The sequence below is a fragment of the Leptospira ainlahdjerensis genome (genome assembly GCF_016919175.1).
Classification (GTDB): domain Bacteria; phylum Spirochaetota; class Leptospiria; order Leptospirales; family Leptospiraceae; genus Leptospira; species Leptospira ainlahdjerensis.
Window position 1 is genome coordinate 1 of the sequence record NZ_JAFFPU010000048.1, and the last position, 17,754, is coordinate 17,754.

At 41.6% G+C, this 17,754-nt stretch carries 18 protein-coding genes and 1 tRNA gene; 10 read left to right on the top strand and 9 right to left on the bottom strand.

What is annotated here, in order from left to right; genetic code table 11:
- Positions 1 to 377 precede the first annotated feature (377 nt).
- The 4 genes from JWG45_RS13775 to JWG45_RS13790 all read right to left on the bottom strand — a co-directional run bounded on the left by JWG45_RS13775 (position 378) and on the right by JWG45_RS13790 (position 3,257).
- Positions 378 to 1,067 (bottom strand): DNA-3-methyladenine glycosylase family protein, encoded by a 690-nt coding sequence (locus JWG45_RS13775; RefSeq protein WP_205280277.1) that lies wholly within the window; start codon positions 1,065 to 1,067, stop codon positions 378 to 380.
- Between the two features lie 20 nt (positions 1,068 to 1,087).
- Positions 1,088 to 2,305, bottom strand: a complete 1,218-nt coding sequence (locus JWG45_RS13780) for a cyclic nucleotide-binding domain-containing protein (RefSeq protein WP_069606076.1) — start codon at positions 2,303 to 2,305, stop codon at positions 1,088 to 1,090.
- An 85-nt stretch (positions 2,306 to 2,390) separates the two neighbouring features.
- Positions 2,391 to 2,909, bottom strand: a complete 519-nt coding sequence (locus JWG45_RS13785; protein WP_205280278.1) for a tetratricopeptide repeat protein — start codon at positions 2,907 to 2,909, stop codon at positions 2,391 to 2,393.
- A gap of 63 nt (positions 2,910 to 2,972) precedes the next feature.
- Positions 2,973 to 3,257, bottom strand: a complete 285-nt coding sequence (locus tag JWG45_RS13790) for an LIC10235 family protein (RefSeq protein ID WP_205280279.1) — start codon at positions 3,255 to 3,257, stop codon at positions 2,973 to 2,975.
- A gap of 469 nt (positions 3,258 to 3,726) precedes the next feature.
- Here JWG45_RS13790 and JWG45_RS13795 point away from each other — a divergent pair, with 469 nt between their 5' ends.
- From JWG45_RS13795 to JWG45_RS13815, 5 genes are all read left to right on the top strand, one after another.
- Positions 3,727 to 4,305 carry a hypothetical protein gene (locus tag JWG45_RS13795; protein ID WP_408611634.1) on the top strand — a complete coding sequence of 193 codons (579 nt, stop codon included), beginning with the start codon at positions 3,727 to 3,729 and terminating at the stop codon, positions 4,303 to 4,305.
- Between the two features lie 702 nt (positions 4,306 to 5,007).
- The gene (locus JWG45_RS13800; RefSeq protein WP_205280281.1) at positions 5,008 to 5,586 is read left to right on the top strand and encodes a tyrosine-type recombinase/integrase; all 579 of its coding nucleotides are present in this window, start codon (positions 5,008 to 5,010) and stop codon (positions 5,584 to 5,586) included.
- 64 nt (positions 5,587 to 5,650) lie between these two features.
- Positions 5,651 to 5,986, top strand: coding sequence for an STAS domain-containing protein (locus tag JWG45_RS13805; protein ID WP_069606080.1), 336 nt, complete (start codon positions 5,651 to 5,653; stop codon positions 5,984 to 5,986).
- A 141-nt stretch (positions 5,987 to 6,127) separates the two neighbouring features.
- Positions 6,128 to 7,525 (top strand): ArnT family glycosyltransferase, encoded by a 1,398-nt coding sequence (locus tag JWG45_RS13810; protein WP_232380695.1) that lies wholly within the window; start codon positions 6,128 to 6,130, stop codon positions 7,523 to 7,525.
- Positions 7,522 to 8,172, top strand: coding sequence for an SGNH/GDSL hydrolase family protein (locus JWG45_RS13815; protein ID WP_205280283.1), 651 nt, complete (start codon positions 7,522 to 7,524; stop codon positions 8,170 to 8,172). The genes JWG45_RS13810 and JWG45_RS13815 overlap by 4 nt, the downstream gene beginning before the upstream one ends.
- Positions 8,173 to 8,175: 3 nt before the next feature.
- On the opposite strand, the gene JWG45_RS13820 is transcribed toward JWG45_RS13815, so the two are convergent.
- Entirely contained in the window at positions 8,176 to 9,249 is a 1,074-nt protein-coding gene (locus JWG45_RS13820; RefSeq protein WP_205280284.1) for an SMP-30/gluconolactonase/LRE family protein, read from the bottom strand.
- Positions 9,250 to 9,641: 392 nt separating this feature from the next.
- Between JWG45_RS13820 and JWG45_RS13825 the strand changes: the two genes are divergently transcribed.
- Together JWG45_RS13825 and JWG45_RS13830 are read left to right on the top strand one after the other, a co-directional pair.
- Positions 9,642 to 9,899 carry an LIMLP_16025 family protein gene (locus JWG45_RS13825; protein WP_205280285.1) on the top strand — a complete coding sequence of 86 codons (258 nt, stop codon included), beginning with the start codon at positions 9,642 to 9,644 and terminating at the stop codon, positions 9,897 to 9,899.
- A gap of 6 nt (positions 9,900 to 9,905) precedes the next feature.
- Positions 9,906 to 10,718 (top strand): penicillin-binding transpeptidase domain-containing protein, encoded by an 813-nt coding sequence (locus JWG45_RS13830; RefSeq protein WP_205280286.1) that lies wholly within the window; start codon positions 9,906 to 9,908, stop codon positions 10,716 to 10,718.
- Here the strand turns inward: JWG45_RS13830 and JWG45_RS13835 are convergent.
- Both JWG45_RS13835 and sixA read right to left on the bottom strand, forming a co-directional pair.
- Positions 10,710 to 10,781, bottom strand: a tRNA-Pro gene (locus tag JWG45_RS13835). The two genes, JWG45_RS13830 and JWG45_RS13835, sit on opposite strands and share 9 nt — an antisense overlap.
- Before the next feature lie 66 nt (positions 10,782 to 10,847).
- Complete coding sequence (gene sixA / locus JWG45_RS13840) at positions 10,848 to 11,330, bottom strand: phosphohistidine phosphatase SixA (protein ID WP_205280287.1); 483 nt, start codon at positions 11,328 to 11,330, stop codon at positions 10,848 to 10,850.
- Between the two features lie 199 nt (positions 11,331 to 11,529).
- Here sixA and JWG45_RS13845 point away from each other — a divergent pair, with 199 nt between their 5' ends.
- From JWG45_RS13845 to JWG45_RS13855, 3 genes are all read left to right on the top strand, one after another.
- Entirely contained in the window at positions 11,530 to 12,444 is a 915-nt protein-coding gene (locus JWG45_RS13845) for an ABC transporter ATP-binding protein (protein ID WP_205280288.1), read from the top strand.
- The gene (locus tag JWG45_RS13850) at positions 12,437 to 13,261 is read left to right on the top strand and encodes an ABC transporter permease (protein ID WP_205280289.1); all 825 of its coding nucleotides are present in this window, start codon (positions 12,437 to 12,439) and stop codon (positions 13,259 to 13,261) included. The genes JWG45_RS13845 and JWG45_RS13850 overlap by 8 nt, the downstream gene beginning before the upstream one ends.
- A 92-nt stretch (positions 13,262 to 13,353) precedes the next feature.
- The gene (locus tag JWG45_RS13855; protein ID WP_205280290.1) at positions 13,354 to 14,874 is read left to right on the top strand and encodes an HDOD domain-containing protein; all 1,521 of its coding nucleotides are present in this window, start codon (positions 13,354 to 13,356) and stop codon (positions 14,872 to 14,874) included.
- Here JWG45_RS13855 and rsmA read toward each other — a convergent pair.
- Positions 14,871 to 15,779 (bottom strand): 16S rRNA (adenine(1518)-N(6)/adenine(1519)-N(6))-dimethyltransferase RsmA, encoded by a 909-nt coding sequence (gene rsmA / locus JWG45_RS13860; RefSeq protein ID WP_205280291.1) that lies wholly within the window; start codon positions 15,777 to 15,779, stop codon positions 14,871 to 14,873. The two genes, JWG45_RS13855 and rsmA, sit on opposite strands and share 4 nt — an antisense overlap.
- Positions 15,742 to 17,694, bottom strand: a complete 1,953-nt coding sequence (locus tag JWG45_RS13865; protein WP_205280292.1) for a ComEC/Rec2 family competence protein — start codon at positions 17,692 to 17,694, stop codon at positions 15,742 to 15,744. Before JWG45_RS13865 ends, rsmA begins: the two co-directional genes overlap by 38 nt.
- Positions 17,695 to 17,754 lie beyond the last annotated feature (60 nt).

Sequence of the window (17,754 nt, forward strand, 5' to 3'; positions counted from 1 at the left end):
TCGTTTTTAGATATTTTTTTATACTTTTTAGTCTTGTTTTATCTGCGTTTATAATAGTTCAGTAGTGCGTGGGGACAGGAAAAATCGGGAGATTTTCCTTTATCAGAAAATCATACTTTTTGCAAACACAAATCCCCATGTAGGAGCTCCTACAAAAAGGAGGAGTCTCGTCCTAGTTCCTCCCAACTTCCGAGAAAGGTCATGCAAATCGGGTGGGGAGGGTCCGCGCGGGAAAAAAGCGAGAGACATTTCTCTATCAGAAAAATCTTATTTTCGCACGTAAAAGTTTTCCATTTAGTTTTCTAAGAGTTCCCGCAAAAAAAAACTATTCAGACTTGTCTTTCCGAATAGAATCTTCCCGCTATAGTCTGAATCGTTTAACCCCAGCCTTCGCCTCCATCGACGTCCGCCCAGAGATACCAGGAAAGGATCGTCCGATAGGGAGAGAAAGACTTTAGAAATTCTTGAATTTCTTTCTTGTTGTCTTTTGAAATTCCATAGTGTTTCTCCACGGACTTCCGAAGAATTAGATCGTTGATCGAAAAATGATCCCAGCGATCGAGCGCAAAGATCAAAACCATTTCCGCCGTCCAAGGTCCGACACCTTTCAGAGAACAGAGAAGCTCCAGAACATTCGCATCTTCTAATTTATGAAGTTTAGAATCGGAGATGACCCGGCTTTGATACGCTTCTGCGACTCTTTTGATCGTTTCCGTTTTAGCCTGAGAGACGCCGATCTTTCTCAAATCCTCGATGGAAATCTGAAGAATTTTTTCGGGAGGAGGTATCTTTTTGGTTTCTGCGAGAGAAATTAATCTCTTTTCAAAAGTAAGCGCTACCTTTGTCGAGAGTTGTTGCCCTAACACCGATTTGATGAGAACCTGATACGGAGAACCGATCGTCCGTAAATTGCACGGACCGACGGAATCGATCAGAGCTTTTGTGATGGAGTCTTGTTTACGAAGCCAGTTTGTAGCTTTTTTGATTCGAGAGTCTCTGTCTTCAAGTTTCTTGGAAGAGGTTTTTCCGGAACTCGAAGACTTTGATGATTTTTTTGGGGAAGCCATTCCAATCTAGGAAAGACGCGTTATGCTCTTTTCTTGAGTTTGTTTTCCATCTGGGATTTTTTTCTATAAATATGAACTAACTTTTCCAGTTCGACTAAATCCGTACAACTGAGTTTTCCCTGATCCAGTTTGATCCACTTATTCTTAGTAAGAAGATCGAGAACCAAATTCTCATCTTTTGGATACGAGAGACCCACCATTTTGATTAAGTCTTTTGTACCAATCTCAAAGTTATACGAAACCTTCGGGGTGATTTTGATTCGATTCTTCTCAACCAAAGTGAGAAGAGTATCCGCGATTCTTCCCTGAGGATCGTTGATCATTAAATTTGCAAGTTGTTTATAAGCTGTCCAAATTCTTTCCGAAAGAAGAGTGATCAGACGAGTTGCCAATTGAGGCTGAGCCTTCACCATTCCTTCGAAGTTAGCTTTGTTGATGGCGAGAAGTTGAACTTGGCCCCAAGCGATCGCGGAAGCGGATCTCGGTTTATTGTCCAAAAGCGCCATTTCCCCGAAAATATCCCCATTCTGAAGAACTGCGAGCAATACCTCGTTCTTATCCACGATCTTGGTGATTTTCACCTTTCCATTCTGAATGATATACAATTCTCTTCCAGGTTCGTGTTCACAGAAGATCATCTCGTTGTCCGCATACATCCGGTTGAACTTCGTGAGATCGATCGGAGCCGATTGCATCGGCTGATTCATCGTCTGCAGTTTTAGTTTTGCCTGGGTTGCAAACGGACCGTTCGGAAGGTATTGAAGATATTTCTGAAATGCGTAAGCTGCGTGCGGGTTATTCTTCTGATTGAAGTAGTTTTCCCCGATATTATAGAGTTCGTTCGGATCTTCTTCCACTGCGGATCGGAAGGTCAAACGAGTGATCGTCTGGTCGAACTGTCGAAGTTTCATCGAGAAGTAGCGGATGATTTTCATCGCTACGGGAGTATTTCTCTGAATGAGGGTTCCGAACTGATCGTAGCTCACTTCGATTACGGAGACGTCGGTGAGCGCGACTGCGGACTCGATCTGAGCGTGTTGGCTCATAGCCGCCACAACTCCAAAGAAGTCTCCGGGCCCTTGGACGGAATTCGGGTCTTCTCCGACTACTGGGTTTTCACGTCCTATTTTTACCTTACCCTCGCGGATAATAAAGAAGCTAGGCGAATCTTTTTTTCCCTCTACGATAATGTAGGAGCCCTTTTGAAAGTTTACGATTTGGAAGATGCCTGTGGACATGCTGTTGGGTTAGTATTTTTTTTGAAAATCAGAGTTCAACTGTTTTCATTATCGGATTTTAGGAATCCAATCTCCAAAAAAAGGGCTACTTTTCTCCACATTCTAAGATTTCCGTCTTTGATCCGCTCAAAATCTCCCGTTCTGAGAGCTCCAAGGAGGCTTTTTCCGCGAGTTCTCTTGAAAAAGACTGTGTACAAATCGATTTGAAAACCTCTTTTGCCTTATTTTCTTCTCCGATCTCAAGATAGAGTTTTCCTGCTTCGAAAAACGCGTTCAAACCTTGCGTAGAAGTGGGTTCTTCCGAGTATTGGTGGAGGCTGATCTCGAGGATTTTTTCGGGGCGCCCCAGTCTGGAATAGTTGTTCTTGAGAACCTGATAGGCCTTGGATTTGAACTTGCTGGAAGGGTAAAGAATTAGAAAACTTTTAATTTCTTCTATCGATCTATGAAACTTGCGATCCTTATAAGCTTCTTCTGCGATTCTAAGAAGATTTTGTGCTTGGGTTTCTTGGAGAGGGCTTGCCTCGGAAAGAAGAGAATTTGAAGACGAAAACCAACTGAAAACAAATAAAAGTATAAAAACGTAAAAACCCTTGGTCTGCAAGATAATCTCCCGAGGAAGAATTCCCCTATTAAAGATTATCTGCAGAATTGCCGAAAAGGTTGATTACTTTTTCTTGTCGATTGTTTTCCTGTGATGTTCGCAGAGTCTGTAGAGTTTGCCGGAAGAAGGATTTTTCTTGCCGACTTTAGTTCCGCAAACGATACAAAGGCCGTTGTTTCTTCTTCTTTGATACAGGAGTTGAACTCTTTCTGCGCCGGAAAGATTGTACTTACTTACCTGTATTCTGAATCCTTTATATAAATAATTCCCCACTGCTTCAATGGATTGAGATTTTACTCCTGTTACCAGGGACTCAAGATCGTCGTTCGAGATTTTTTTTGGTTTCATACATTTACTTGAGACGAAATCACCTAATTAAAATTACAGAAAAAAAATCGGGTTAGATCATTTTTTAAAAAAACAATCCAAAAAAAATGAAACATCTTCAGAATGAAACTGCAGGAATCGAACCGTTAAATTGAAATAATTTGTTTCCAAAGAAGAAACGATTTTGGATAAAAAATCCCTCCAAGAAGTAGTTCTTGGACCGGGAAAACACTTTATCGTCGACGTTGATCTTGCCGAATCGTCGAATCAAACTCATGTTTGGCGGTCGGGAACCTTGAAAATCAGCTAAAAGCTTGCAAAAAACGGGTGGATCCAATAAAATCAAAGAGTCCGTTGAACCAAAAAAAACGAAGGAGGTTTTTCCATGAAGAATGAACGGTTGTACTTCTACGATAAAATTCTGAATCGCTTTGGAAATCAAAATCCAGTTTTCGAGACAGTTCATTTTGTATATAGGGTGTTTCACCCTATGCTTGTTTTATGCATCCTTTTTTCCTGGGTCGCTTGTAAGCCGAGTCCGAAGGACCAAGTGCAGAAGATATTATCCGATAAACAAATTCCCGTAGAAGAAAAAATTCGTCAGGCTTCTTTCCTTCTTTTGGGAGATCGACTGAAGGAAATCGAAATTTCTCCGAGTGATATTTCAGGATCGGGTTCGGTGAGTGTTACTCTAGCTGTGGGTGGGAATTCCGCGCTCACTTTTTTGGGGCAAAAAGAATATAAGGAAAGGATGAAATTGGAGATTGCACTTCTTTCCTTTCGCTTATTGCAGACTCTGAAAAATCTTCCGATCGAAAGTATTCGAGTCAGTATCATAAAACCATATTATGTTAAGAATTCACCGACGGAATCGATTGAAGAGTTCGAAGTTTTTCGTGCGAAGATGGAAAAAAATTCTCTGAGTGCGATCCAAGGTTTCGATACGGTCGATTCCTTTGCGGCCGATTCTTATGATTCTCCGGATCCAGCCGTTTTGGATGTGATCGTTCAAATCGTACAATCCTGGAAAGTGGAACTGGATGAGTTGAATCGAGTGGAAGTGAATTGAATGCTTCTTTTTCAACCAAGGGAACAATGAGAAAGAAATTTAAGAGCTTGTTTCAAAACCTGGAAACTGTGGGAACTCCTGCGTTTTCAATCATGGAAAACGATCCCTCCAAAACCAAAGAATCGCGAAATGTAAGGATTTTGTAGGAACTCTTACAATGTTTTTTTGACGCGGGCTCTAAACTTTCCGAAAAGGAATTGGATCAAATTCTAAGATAAACCTCTTTTTGATCCATGATTGATTGTAAATTTAAAACAATTCATACCTTGATTATAAATTAAATGTTAAAGATTAGAAGCGGCAGAGGATATGAAAGTCAGTTTGTTACTGTTTATAAAAGAGAATTTTACCTTTGAGTCCTTTTTTACGTTTAGGCCTTCCTTTTCAATACGACCTTTAAACTTTCTCCGACAAACGAAATGGATCCGTTCCAATGTTTGAAAAATGGATTTTGAGTTCATTCGTGATGAAGAACGATCCCGGAAGAATTTCCGTTCTTCAGACTTTGTGGGACATTTTCCTCCGGCCCAAATCTCTTTTGAATATTCCAATTCAGAATAATTAATGAATATTGAATATTCAAAAATTATACTATGTTATTGGATCGGAGTTTGAACTAATTTTACATTTTTATTTTTTGTTTGTCATATTTTTTACTCTTCTGGCAAATGTTTCCGAATCTAAGAAGGAGGTTTGTTGCCAATGACCATAGGAAGAGAAAATTTGCAGAATCTGGAATCCGGAAAAATCCTCTGCGATTCCGAAATAGAACGTCTCAGAGACGCTTGCAGAAGTAATCCGAACCACTATACTTGGATCCGAATTTTATTTTCTCTCGGATTGAGGCCCGAGGAATTGATTTCCATCCGCGTGGAGGACGTGGACATCGAAAATCGAATATTAAGAATTTGTGGATTAAACGGAGTGGAAGATCGTATTATGGTAATCCCCGGTTGTTTGTTAAAAGATTTTTACGCCGCTCTCAAAAACAAAAAATCGGAAGAGTTACTGTTTCCCGGAAAAAAAGGAAAACTTCATAGAAGGACGATACAAAAACTTCTTCAAAAGATAGAACTCAAAACGGGAATTGAAATCACCTTCCCGATCATTCGAAGAACCATAGCTGTAAGAATGTTTAAACGCGGTATTTCAATCGCGTACATTTCCTTCTATCTCGGATATAAGACTCGAAGGGCGACCTATAAATTGATCGGGAAAAACGGAAAGTCTGACCCGGTAAAAATATTTTCCATAGAAGAAATTATAGACATTGGAGCTTAAAAATGAGTTGTAAACGCGTTCTGAAAGCTTAATTTAGTCCTAATTCTCCAAAAGGAAGCCATCTTTGGAAATCAAGACGAAAAAGATCGGTAAGCATACTCTAGTTGCGCTCAATGGAAGGCTGGATATCGGACATTCAGACGAAGTGGAAGCAAAATTACTGGATGATGTTCAGTCCGGCCAGGGTGATATCTTAATAAACCTGGAAAATATTTCATACATCTCCTCCTCCGGAATTCGTATCTTTGTAGGTATGGTGCGCGAGTTGGAAAAGCAAGGAAGGAAGTTGAAACTTTGTTGTATCACTCCTCCCGTAAAAAAAGTATTCGACGTGGTCGAACTGCTGGATCTGTTTGAAGTCTACGAAACAGAAAGCGCGGCTCTCGATTCGCTAACCTAAGGTCCGGGAATTTTTCCCGGATTTCCCCTCGGGTCTATGTCCCGGAAATTTCTTTCCAAGCTCATTCCTCCTAACGCGGTTCCTCTGGCGCTGCTGTTTCTCTTAGCGTTTGTTTTTGTCTGGGTTCCTCAGAACGATCGAATGGAATTTCCTCCGGTTTGGCCGGACGAAGTTCTTTTCTATTCTCCTTCTCAGGATTTTGCAAGTTTTGGAACTCTGAGGACGAATGTATTGGAAGGTCTGATTCCGGGAATGGAAGAGATTACGTTGTGGATGCCTCCGCTTTATTTTCTCACCGGCGGATTCTGGATGAAATACGTTTTGCCGGGTCTCGAAGGATTGCGTCTTTTAACCTCTGTAACGGCCGCGTTTTCGATTCTTATCTTATATGGAATTTTAAAAAGAATCGGTTTCTCCTCTTTTTCAGCCCTTTTCTCTTGTCTTTTGCTCGCGACCGATCTCCTTTTTTTGCGAGTGGGAATGATGGCGAGAATGGAAGCCCTCTGTCTATTCTTTGCATTAGGAAGTCTGTTTTTTTTGGTTCGAAGCGCTTTAGAAGAATCAACCGTGAAAGTAAGTTGGGTCGAGGGCGCGGCCGCCGGAGTTTTGCTCGGGCTGTCTTTTCTTTCTCATCCTTTCGGCGCCGTCTTTGGAATTCCATCTGTTTATCTTCTCTGGAGAAGAAGATCTTTGATCTCTCCTTGGTTTTGGCTGGGCGGAACGATTCCGTTGATCGTTTGGATCCTTTGGTTTTTTCCGAAGTTGGACCTATTCTTATTTCAATTCGGATTACAATTCGGAAGAAAGAAAGAACTCTTTTCGGTCTTTTCCATGATCACAAAGATCAAAATTCTCATCGGAGGATATGAAAATCCGGGAGTTAGAATTCTTTTTTATATTTTTCTTTTGGCGGGAATCGGAATCAATCGAAGACTTTTGAAAGAAAAGAAAGAACGTTTTCTTTTCCTTTTCGTTTGGATTTTAGGAACGCTCGCTTTTCTTTTTCTTTCGACTGAATTTTATTATGTGATGTATCTTACGATTCCGATTTCTGCGTTAGGCGGAATTCTCTTGGAAGATTCGGATCGAAAGAGGGTGGTCTACACGGGTTCTGGGCTTCTGTTTTGCAACCTGATCGTTCTCTTTCTCGCGTATCGAAAAGTAGGATTTGTGAATCCTGAATTTGATCTTGGAAAAAAGTTTTCGGAAGAAGTCGCGACGGAACTGAAATATTCTAAAAAAGTTTATCTACAGGCGATTCCCGATCCGTATTTTTATCTCAGAGAAAAATACCCGAATCAACAAATCTTAGAATTCATTCCGGGAGAATTGCCCGTGCCACCGGAAATGTTTTTGGGAACCTTGGATTCCATCGATACCTTTGTATTCAGCGAAGGAACAAAACGAAACGAAACCGTCGACTTGTATTTGAAGGAGAATTCATCTTCTTTTTACAAAAAGAATGTTTCCGTTTCTCCCTCGACAACTCGAAAGTTAGTCCGCGCTCAGGCTGAGATCTATCTTCGGAAAAAGAAATGAATTCTTTCCGGATTCAAAAAATTCTTTTTGGAACGATTGCTTTTGTTTTTTTCTTCCAATCCTGCGTGCGAAAAGAATCGGATCCACAAGGTCTTTCCGCTCTTTTACCCCTTGTGGGTCCGCTCTTGAAAGTAGGAATCATCGGAGATTCTCTTTCTCAGAGATCGGATGGTTTCGGTTTGAGAGAAAAGTTGGGAACAAGATTTACGGTAACTGATTATTCAGTTTCGGGAAGATCGGTTCCCGGTTGGAACGACGTGATCGGAACGGCCCTTACGGAACAGCAAAATCTTTTGATCTTAGAATTGGGGACCAACGACGTTTCCAGTTATCCGCTTGATCAGTTTCCCGGAAACTACGAGATTCTTCTAAATTCCATTCAGAAGGCGAGTAACGCGGCGATTCTTGTGACCGTTTTACCTCCTACGATTCAGCCCGGATATCGAGCCAATATTCTCCAGATCAATCCTTACTTGAGAAGTCTCGGTTCTCGTTATCTGATTGCGGATATGGAAACCATCTTTCTCGAAACGGAAAAGACGATTCCCTTGTATCCCCAGATCGATCCGATTCATCCGAATCCTACCGGTTACGATTTGATGGGAACCGTCTACGCAGACACGATTCGAAAAATCTATTTTAAATAGAATTCAATTGTTATTATATTCACAATTGAGAATGAATGGATTGAATACCTGAGCCACGTAAAGCCTTCCTTCAAATGGAATCGCGGTGCTTCCAGCTGAGATCAAATCCCCTTGTGTTGCAAAAACTTCCTGAAAACTTCCGTCTTCGGAAATTCTAAATACCTGGGTCGGAGCGTGATAATCCGCGTTCAACATGTGTCTTACGAATTGATAAGTGGATCCGTGTCCGACCACAAAAATTCTTCCCTTAGAATCCAGTTCCAAGTTGTCAGTTCCCGAATCTAAAAAGATTTTTTCCGCGGGACCAAGAACCGGTTTGCCGTCGGTTCTCTCGATCGGATAACGATAGACGCTTCGATCTGCGAAGCCTGCTCTATAGAGGATTTCTTTTCCTTGAGAATTCTTCGTATAAAGAATTCCGTTTCCGTAAAAGAGAGGACTGTTCAGGCTGGACCAAGTTTTTCCGTCGTAATACGCGATGTCCGCGCGTTTGAATCTGAAAAGATCGTCCCAAAAAAGATAACGAAAGAATCCGCCGGAGCCGTGATCATTGGAAACGTAAATTTCGTTTTCTGAAACCGCGTGAAGATCGTTCGGACTCGTAATCGAAGGATCGGAGAGAGTTCCTACATGCGACCATTCCTTTCCCTTCCGTTCAAAAATTTCTATGGTATGTGTTTTATAAAGAGCGGGGTGGGAGATCACGTAAAGACGGTAGACATCCTTTGTTTTGAGAAGGCTCATCCCGTGAGGTCGGAACTCCGGAGGAAATTGCACGGGAAGTTCTTTCGGAACCGAAGAGTTTTTGAGGTCGATCCAAAAGATCTTTCCAGTCTGATTAGAAGTTCTTCTTTCGTGGCTGGAGACATAAAGAATCTTTTCTTCCGCGTCTAAGGCCAGGTCTTCCGGACCGGGAAGCCCTTCCATCCGAGTGCACGCCGCCCCGGACGGGCCGACCGACTTGATGTCGACCCCACAATGGAGAAGGGTAAGAATCAAAAGAAGCATCACTGTATTTCGGAAACTGAGGGAGTTCCCACAGAGAAGGATTTGTTTTAGAAAAGAAAGCTGTTTCATATTGTCTTACGGTCCGATTTTCGCGAAACTGGTGTGTATTTCCCCAGAAGAAGATGATTTGGATTTCAAGCTGGATCGTCGGAGATACGACTGATTTCCGTAAAAGTCGCGCGCCCCGCCCTGATTTTGGGTGGAGGGGTGGGGGGCGGAAAAACTTGGGAGACTTTCCTCTATCAGAAAATCATAATTTTGCAAGCGAAAGTCGATCTTCTCTCCCGCAGGAACTCCTACACCACCAATGGCCGTTTGAACTCCCTATTTTTAAATTTTTAAAAGATTCCCGGAAACTTTGAGGTCAGGCAAGGAAAAAACTTAAAAAAATGTTTGCTATTTTTGTGCAGTGCATAAAAATAGCAAAAGAGATCCTCTAATACGAACTGAGAGGTTGCTGTATGGAAAAAAACAAATTAAACGACATAATCAATGCCGGGATCGGCGCAGTTCAGACTTCCCGCGAGATTTTCGACAAACTAGTGGATGATTTAAACGAGGGAAAGGAAAAGATCGAAGAAAGATTCGATCAGCTCAAAGCTCAGGGCGAAAAAGACATGAGCGACAACGCCCTCAAATTGAAAGTAAATCTTGCTTGGGGATTGGTTCGGTTCGAAGAGATCCGAGACAACATTCTGAATCATTTCATTAAGAAATAAGTTTCTTTGCGCTGGAGCAAAATTCTATTTCTTACTCTCTGGTCTTTAGTTTCCGCCGGAGAGATTCATTCTAAGGAAATTACACTATTCTCACACTTCATTGATTCCTCTCCCTCCATCACAGGGGAGAGGATTCTTCTCAAACAAAACTTCACACCCGCTTCTACCTTCAAATACTGGATCGCTCTTTTTCTAATCGAAAAGAATTTAGTTTATCCTAATTTTCGAAAAGTAAGTTCCGAAAAACACATTCCTCATTCTCCTCGAACTCTGAATCTCCGGGAAGCGATGTTGTATTCTTCCAATTCTTTTTTTCTTTCGTTCTTGGAAGAAGATCCGAAACGTTATGAAGAACTTCAGGATTTTCTAATACGAATCGGATTTGTTACGGAAGTTTATAAAAATCCGTTCTTGAATCGGAAGAATCTTTATCTTTCTCCTTCGATCGAAAAATCTCCGGAAGCACAACATAACTTTCTCGTTTCCTTCTTAAAAGACGAAGGTCGTTCGAGAGGTATTTCTTCAAAGACGTTTCAGTTCTGGAAGGAATCCGCTTATTGGTCCGAATGCGATTCTCAAAATTCGAAAGTATTCGGAAAGACCGGATCTCTCGGTGGAGCGTTTTGGTTTTTGGGCTTTTTAGAAAAGAAACAAAGTATTTGGGAACGTTGGACGAAAGATCTTCCGAAAGAATATTCAGTGATTACCGTTTTGCAAACCGGAGAAGGATCTTCGAGAGAGGGGGCGATTCGTTCTTTTTATCGAACCGCGGGTTGTGAGAATGAAATCGAAAACGTTTTAAAAAGAATCTCGGAGTGACTGGATTCGAACCAGCGACCCCTTCCCCCCCAGAGAAGTGCGCTACCACTGCGCTACACCCCGATTCTTAAATATAACTGTAAGAATTTTGGAAAAGGCTCTTCTGTAAACTGAAAAAAGAGAAGACCTTTAACAGAGAAAGTCCGGACAAAGAAACCAGATGATTTGTCCGTCCAGAAATTTCTCTCTCGGTACGTTCACTGCCAACGCGGAACCGGGAGAAAAAAGAAAACTTTTACCAACACCTCCGATTCCTAAAAGTTTTTCGGCAAAGATGGAAACATCCGGACTATGGCCGACAATGAGAATCGTGTCCGAGTTGGAAAAACTTTTGATCAAAGGGCAAACTCGAGACATATCTTGTCCCGCTTCTAAATCCTCTAAGGATTCCGTTTCTTGTTCCGGATGGAGAATGTCCGTATAAATTTTCGCAGTGTCGGTCGTTCTTCGATAAGGACTGTGATAGATTTTTGTGACTTTAAAACCGACTTGAAAGAATCGGGCCATCTTCTGAACGTCGACGACTCCCTTCGGCGTCAGAGGTCTGGATCGGTCCGTGCCGTCAGGAGAAATTGGTTCCGCTTCTCCGTGTCTTGCGATAATTATTTTCATGTTTTCAGAGGATTGACCGGGAACGAATTCCCAAAAATCATCGAGCCTTCTCCTGCTGGAACCTTCGTTTGCAAAAAAGGTCCAACCGTTCTATATATTCTTAACTTTTGCTCTCAACGGGATTCTTTTAGAGAACTTAAAGGTTCTGGACCCCGTAGACAGGTTTGTTAGAAAAGGCTCTGATTCCAAGGAAAAGCGCATGTCCGAATTTGCAATTGAAATCGATTCCATTCAAAAAAAATACAAAGAACAAAACGCTCTCAAAGGAATCTCCTTTCGAGTACCGAAGGGATCGGTCTTCGGACTTTTAGGTCCGAACGGCGCCGGAAAAACCAGCTTGGTTCGAATTCTCATGGGATTTTCTAAACAAACCGCAGGAAGCTTTCATCTCTTTGGACTTCCGTTTTCCCCGGTTCTACGGAAAAGAATCGGATATCTTCCCGAAAAGGTTTCGATTCCCGGCTTTTTGACGGGAGAAGAATTTCTAACCTTCAGCGGAAAGTTAGCCGGAATCCGAAGTTCCGAGATCCGAAAAAAGTCCAAGGCACTTTTGGAAAAAACCGGAATCGCGGATGCCGGTTCCAAAAAAGTTTCCGGTTATTCGAAAGGGATGTTGCAAAGACTCGGGCTCGCATCCGCTCTGATCGGCGATCCCGAACTTTTGATTTTGGACGAACCCGGATCCGGACTGGATCCGAAAGGATATATCGATTTCCGGGAAACTCTCGTGGAAGAAAACAAAACAAAGGGAACTACCGTATTACTCAATTCTCATAGACTTTTGGAAGTGGAAAAAGTCTGTCATGAGATCGGAATTCTCAATCTCGGAACTCTCGCCGCGATCGGTCCGCTTGAATCCTTGAAAGAAGGAAAGAATCGAATTCTTGTAAAAGTGGAATCCGTTTCCTCGGAGTTGGATTCTTATATCCGTAAAATTTCTTCCGAGCAAAAAATTACGGAGAATCAGATCGAATTCCTTCCTACGAACGAAATCGATCTCAGAAAAATTCCGGCGGAACTCGTAGCTCTTGGAGCCAACATTCTAAAGTATGAAAGAATCACGGAATCCTTGGAAGAAGTTTTCCTGAGAGTCACTGGAGGAAATCATGAATAAACTTTCCTGGATTCAAGATCAAATTCCGAAAGTTTTTTCAGTCGCGTTTTTGACTTTGAGAGAAACTCTTCGGAAAAGAATCGTATATTTCATTTTTATAATATCAGCGCTTTTTTTATTTTTTAACTTCAGCTGCGATATTCAGGTCGGCGGAGAAGACCAATCCGGAAATCCGAATTTTCAGATCTATATCGTGTTTCTCTTTTTCGCTTTTTGGAATACGGTCCTCGCTTTGTTTTTACCCGTCTCTCTTTTGGGAGAAGAATTGGAAAACAAAACCTATCTCCCGGTCCTTTCCAGGCCGGTTTCTTCGTTAACGTATCTTTTGGGAAAATCGTTCGGAGTTTTTCTTCTTGTTTTAGCCAACGCGGTTTTTTTGATCGGAACCTATCTCGTCAAACAGCAGTTATCCGGAGGAATTTTTTCCTGGGATCTTTTGAAAGCTTGTATTACGATGTTTCCGGTTTTTTACTTTTTGATCGTTTTCGGATTTTTACTCGTTTTATCTTTCGGGAAGAATGCGGCTTTTTTTGGCGGTCTGGCAGTTCTGATTTTTTCCACGTTTCTGGATCTGTTCATCTATGAGCAAGCTGCCGCGAGTCTGGTACAAACCACGGATTTGAAAAAGCAGATTCTGGAAGTGATCTATTGGATTCTTCCTCAGGAAGGAACGATCTTTTTCTTTTCGAGTTCTCTTCTCGCGAAGAGTCTTTCTCAGGTTCACTATTACGGGGAATATTCCTTGGCGCAGATGGGAGTTTGGATTATTCTCTCTTTGGGTCTTGGAAAAGTTGTTCTGGACAGGAAAGAACTCTGATCGAAAAGTACCGATTGACAAATCTCTAAAGAGTCATAATTCTACCTTGAGTTGACGTTTTGTCAGCCGGATTGGATTTTGGAAATCGGTAAATGAAGATTCAATGGTATCATTACGAAAAGGAAGGTTATTACCTTTCCGTCAAGAATCTCAACGTTCCCATCGAGTCGCTTAACCCTCTTTATCTTAGAATCACCCATCTCAATCGCAACATCGATAAGATCATCAGCTTTCTTCTGGATCGCTATCTTCAGTATTTGGATATTACTTCTCTTCGAGAATGTATCTTTTCCATCTTAAGAGAAACGATCATGAACGCGGAAAAGGCAAATCAAAAGAGGGTGATTTTCCAAGAAGCGGGTTTGGATATCACAGATCCGAATCAATATCTGATCGGAATGGAAAAATTCAAATCGGAACTGATTTCTAAAAAAGATATTTATACGGACCGCCTTGAAGAGAAGGGTCTTCACGTTTTGATCACGTTCGGTTTTAATCAGAATAGTTTTTTACTAAAGGTCGCGAACAACGTAGGTATTCTTCCCGAAGAAGATCAAAGAGTTCAGGAAAGAATTTCGAAAGCCCACACATACAACGATCTTTCCGAAGTTTTTGAAAATCACGGAGACGAATCCGAGGGCGCGGGACTCGGTCTCGCGATGTCCTTGTTGATGTTAAAAAACGAAGGGATCGAAGGGGATTCTTATAGAATCAAATCCGAAGACGGCGTTACTTCCGCTTATATTAAAATTCCGTTCGGTTTTAAAAAACGAAATATCAATCTTCAGAAAACGGGAGAGATTCTTTCCGAAGTGGATACGCTTCCCACCTTTCCGGACAATATCAATCAGATCATGAGTCTGATCAACAAACCGGATTCTTCGATTCAGAGTATCACCGAACTCGTAGGAAGGGACGTTTCTCTTTCTACGAACATTCTCAAGTTGGCAAACTCGGCTTCGTTCAGTCAGAGGGCGAGGGTTGAAAACTTAGACGACGCGATCAAGGTGATCGGTTTGTCCGAGTTAAACAACATTCTTCTGAGTTTAGGAACCAAAAAAATATTAGAAGAACGTTATAAAGAATTTGAGGCGATCTGGGAACGTTCCAGCCTTTCCGCGTTTATCTGCAGAAGGTTGGGAGAAAGAATGGAATGGAAAAAACAAACCGTCACCGTTCTGGTTTGTGCGGCCCTTTTGCACGACGTAGGCCGAGTGATTCTTCTTTCCTTAGAGCCCGAGATCTCAGCTAAAATTTCGGATTTGCTCGGGAACCGTTCCTTTCCTTCGCCTCTGACTTTGGAGGAAGCCGCATTAGGAATTTCTCATACAACTTTGGGAGGAATGATCTGTGAAAAGTGGAATTTCTCGGATACGATCCGAGTTTCGGCAGAGATGCATCATCGACCTCTTCTTGTAAAAAAAGAATTTCAAGACGCCGTTTTTACGATATATCTTTCCGATATGATCATCGATATTTCTCAGGGACTTGCTGATTATTCTTTGATTCAAACTTCCGTTCTGCAACATTTCGGATTTAAGAAAGAGGAAGAATTCTCCGAATTTACGAAGAAAATTTTGAAGGAATATCAGGATTTTAATAAGAAGTCCTAAGAATTCTTTTTTAACAATTCTTTCACAAAGATCGAAAGCGATTTTGCGGCCTCGTGAAAGTCGTTCGGTTTTAATTCTTCCGGTCTTTTGTCCGCTTCGATCTTGGCGTTTTCTAAAGCCTTGAAACATTCGGTGCGAAACGATTCTTCCGAAAAATTCTTGGAGGATTGTACTTCGAGAGGAAGAGAAGTAATCGGCGCGTCCCGAAACGAAGAAGTCAATTTTTTACGTTTTCCCCAGAAGGCCATTCTACAAAGACATTCGAGGGCAATAAATCCGAACTCGTCGCCAAACGCGGGTTTGGCTCTGTATTCTAAAACGGAAGAATCCACGTTGGGTCTTGGATAAAAAGCGCCAGCCTTGATATCTTTTTTGAGTTTCCAGCTTCCGTAAGCGGATAAATAGAATTGAATCGAAGACGCTTCCTTCGAGATTCTTTTTGCAAATTCTTTCTGAACCAAGAAGGTTGCGCCCACAAGTCCTTTCAGATTTTTCACGGCGCTCAAAGTAAGTTCGGAAGAAATGTAATAGGGAAGATTTCCGAAAAGATAAACCTTTTGATTTGAATATTCCGGAAGAAAGCCGAGCGCGTCGCCTTCTCTGAGTTCGAACTCGGGCAGATAATCGCGCAACCAAGCCGCATAGACCGGATCGATTTCAAAAAGTGTTACCGGTTTTTGAAACTCCAAAAGTCCATGTGAGATCGCGCCGAGTCCGGGACCGATTTCCAAAATCCGATCAATTGACGAAAGAACATCCTCGCTCAAACCGGAGAGAATGATTTCAATCGCGTTCGGATCGATGAGAAAATTTTGTCCCCATTTTTTCAATGGGGCCGAAGACTTGGATTCCAGAAATTTCCGAATTTCAGAAACTTTTCGAAAGGGGTATTCTCTGGAGCTCATCTTTCTCCAGAAACAACCAACTCTCCGAAAGCCCAAGCAGTTTTCGATTTTGATTCCAGACTTCCGCACGATCTGTGCTGCCATAAGGAGTTTCCAAAAGAATCCAACCCTGGCCCGATTTTGTCTTTTGAGCAAGCTGAGAAAGAGAATCTTTTTTTGTATGAAAGAATAGAATCTTAGAATCGCCCGGAAGCTGAATTTCGCGGATCGGATCCGATTTTTTGAGTGGAATACGGCTAACAAGGTTCCAAAGATCGACATCTCTGCCTGCGTAAAATAATTCCGGTTTTGAGGATTCTTGAGCGCAGAGAAAAGCCCAAGTGAGACAAGACTCGTCGTCCACGTGGATTTTTTTTAAGAATTCTCCTTCTAAAGAATCGCAGTAAAGACGTTTTGAAGTTCGAAACACATTCGCGATCTTTTTGTTCGCGTACTTACATTTTCCGGAGAAGAAGAGGGAATCTCCGTTTCTAAGAAGAAAAAAGAACCGGTTGTTTACGATCCTATTCTGTTGAGGAAATTGGTCCGGCGCCTTGTAGAGAAAAAAGTGGATTCCAAAAATTCCTAAGAAGAAAAGGATACAAAAATAAGAATAGGATTTTTTTGAGAACATTCTTGTTTCCGGATTAAAGGTATATTCTTTATTTTGAATATTTTGAAATGGATCCTGAGATTCTTTTTTTCTAAGAAAGTTTTTTTCGAGAAAGACCGCAAAGAAAATTACGGAGAAAGAAAGGATGGCCCAACCTGCGATTCCGAGCCAGAGAGCGTCTCCCATTTCTTTATAAAATCCGAGAGGTTTGGAAAGAGTATTGGAAAGATAAAAAAGAATTTGGATTAAGAATTCAGTTACGGACCAAGAGGATTCCAAAAGAAAACGAATTCTTGTCTCGTGAAGGATCAGAGAAAGATAAAGGATTGGAAGTAAAATTCCGGCTAACGGAACGACTACGAGATTGAGAAGAATCGATCCAAAACTGAATGCGCCGAAAGAAAAGAGAAGAACGGGCATGGTTCCCAAGCCTGCGGAAAAAGAAACGGTTAAGTTTTCTTTGAAAAAAGTAAGAAATGAATTATCAGTCGAAATAAAGTCGAGTGATAATTTTATCGGATAAGAGAATAAAAAAATTCCCGAGACGGCTCCGAAAGAAAGACAAAAAGAAACCGAATAAAAACGAGGAGGATCCCAGATCCAAAGTATCCAAGCCGAACAGAGAAGAAGGTCGATAGGCCGTAGTTTTCTGAAAAACAACCCCTGGACCAAAAGGATTCCCGCAAAGATCCAAGCTCTCGTTAGGGAGACAGGATAACCTAAGGCTGATAAATAGAGAAAACCTGTAAGAAGAGGGAATATCCTCGGAGCCGAGTAACCGAGGATCGGAAAAAGATTGAGAAGACGGAATTGAACTCCCATAAGAATTCCCAGATGAAGTCCCGAAGCCGCGAAAAGATGTAAAATTCCTCCTTCTTTGGCTTTTTGCTTAAAATCTTTTGAGAGTTGTTTTGCTTCTCCAAAAACAAGTCCTAGGGCGATTCGATTTGTATTTTTTTCCAGGCCAGCTTCTTTGAGATTCCGTAAAATTCTTTCCCGGAAACGATCTTGAAAGAAGGTTTCCGTTTTTCCAAAAAGATTTTTTCTGGAAAAGGAAAATGTCTGATTCCCCGTTTCTCTTTGGAAACGTTCGGGACAAAGAGTCGTCGCTAATAGAAGAAAGAATATTCCAAAAATTATATATTCAGAAATCTGAAATCGTTTTTTGAGGAAGTGGCTGCCCGAAACGAAGAAAAGAAGGATTCCGATCCATAACAAGGAAGTTTCCGGAAATATCAGCTGGATACAAATCCCGATCAAGGTTCCAAAGGAGAATTTAGAAAAAGAAGAACAAGGCTGCCAATTGCGAATGTGTTTTCCCATACCCGAATCGGTTCCGAGAAATGTTGGAGCGTGGCGGTTTTGGGCAAAAAAAAAAATTAG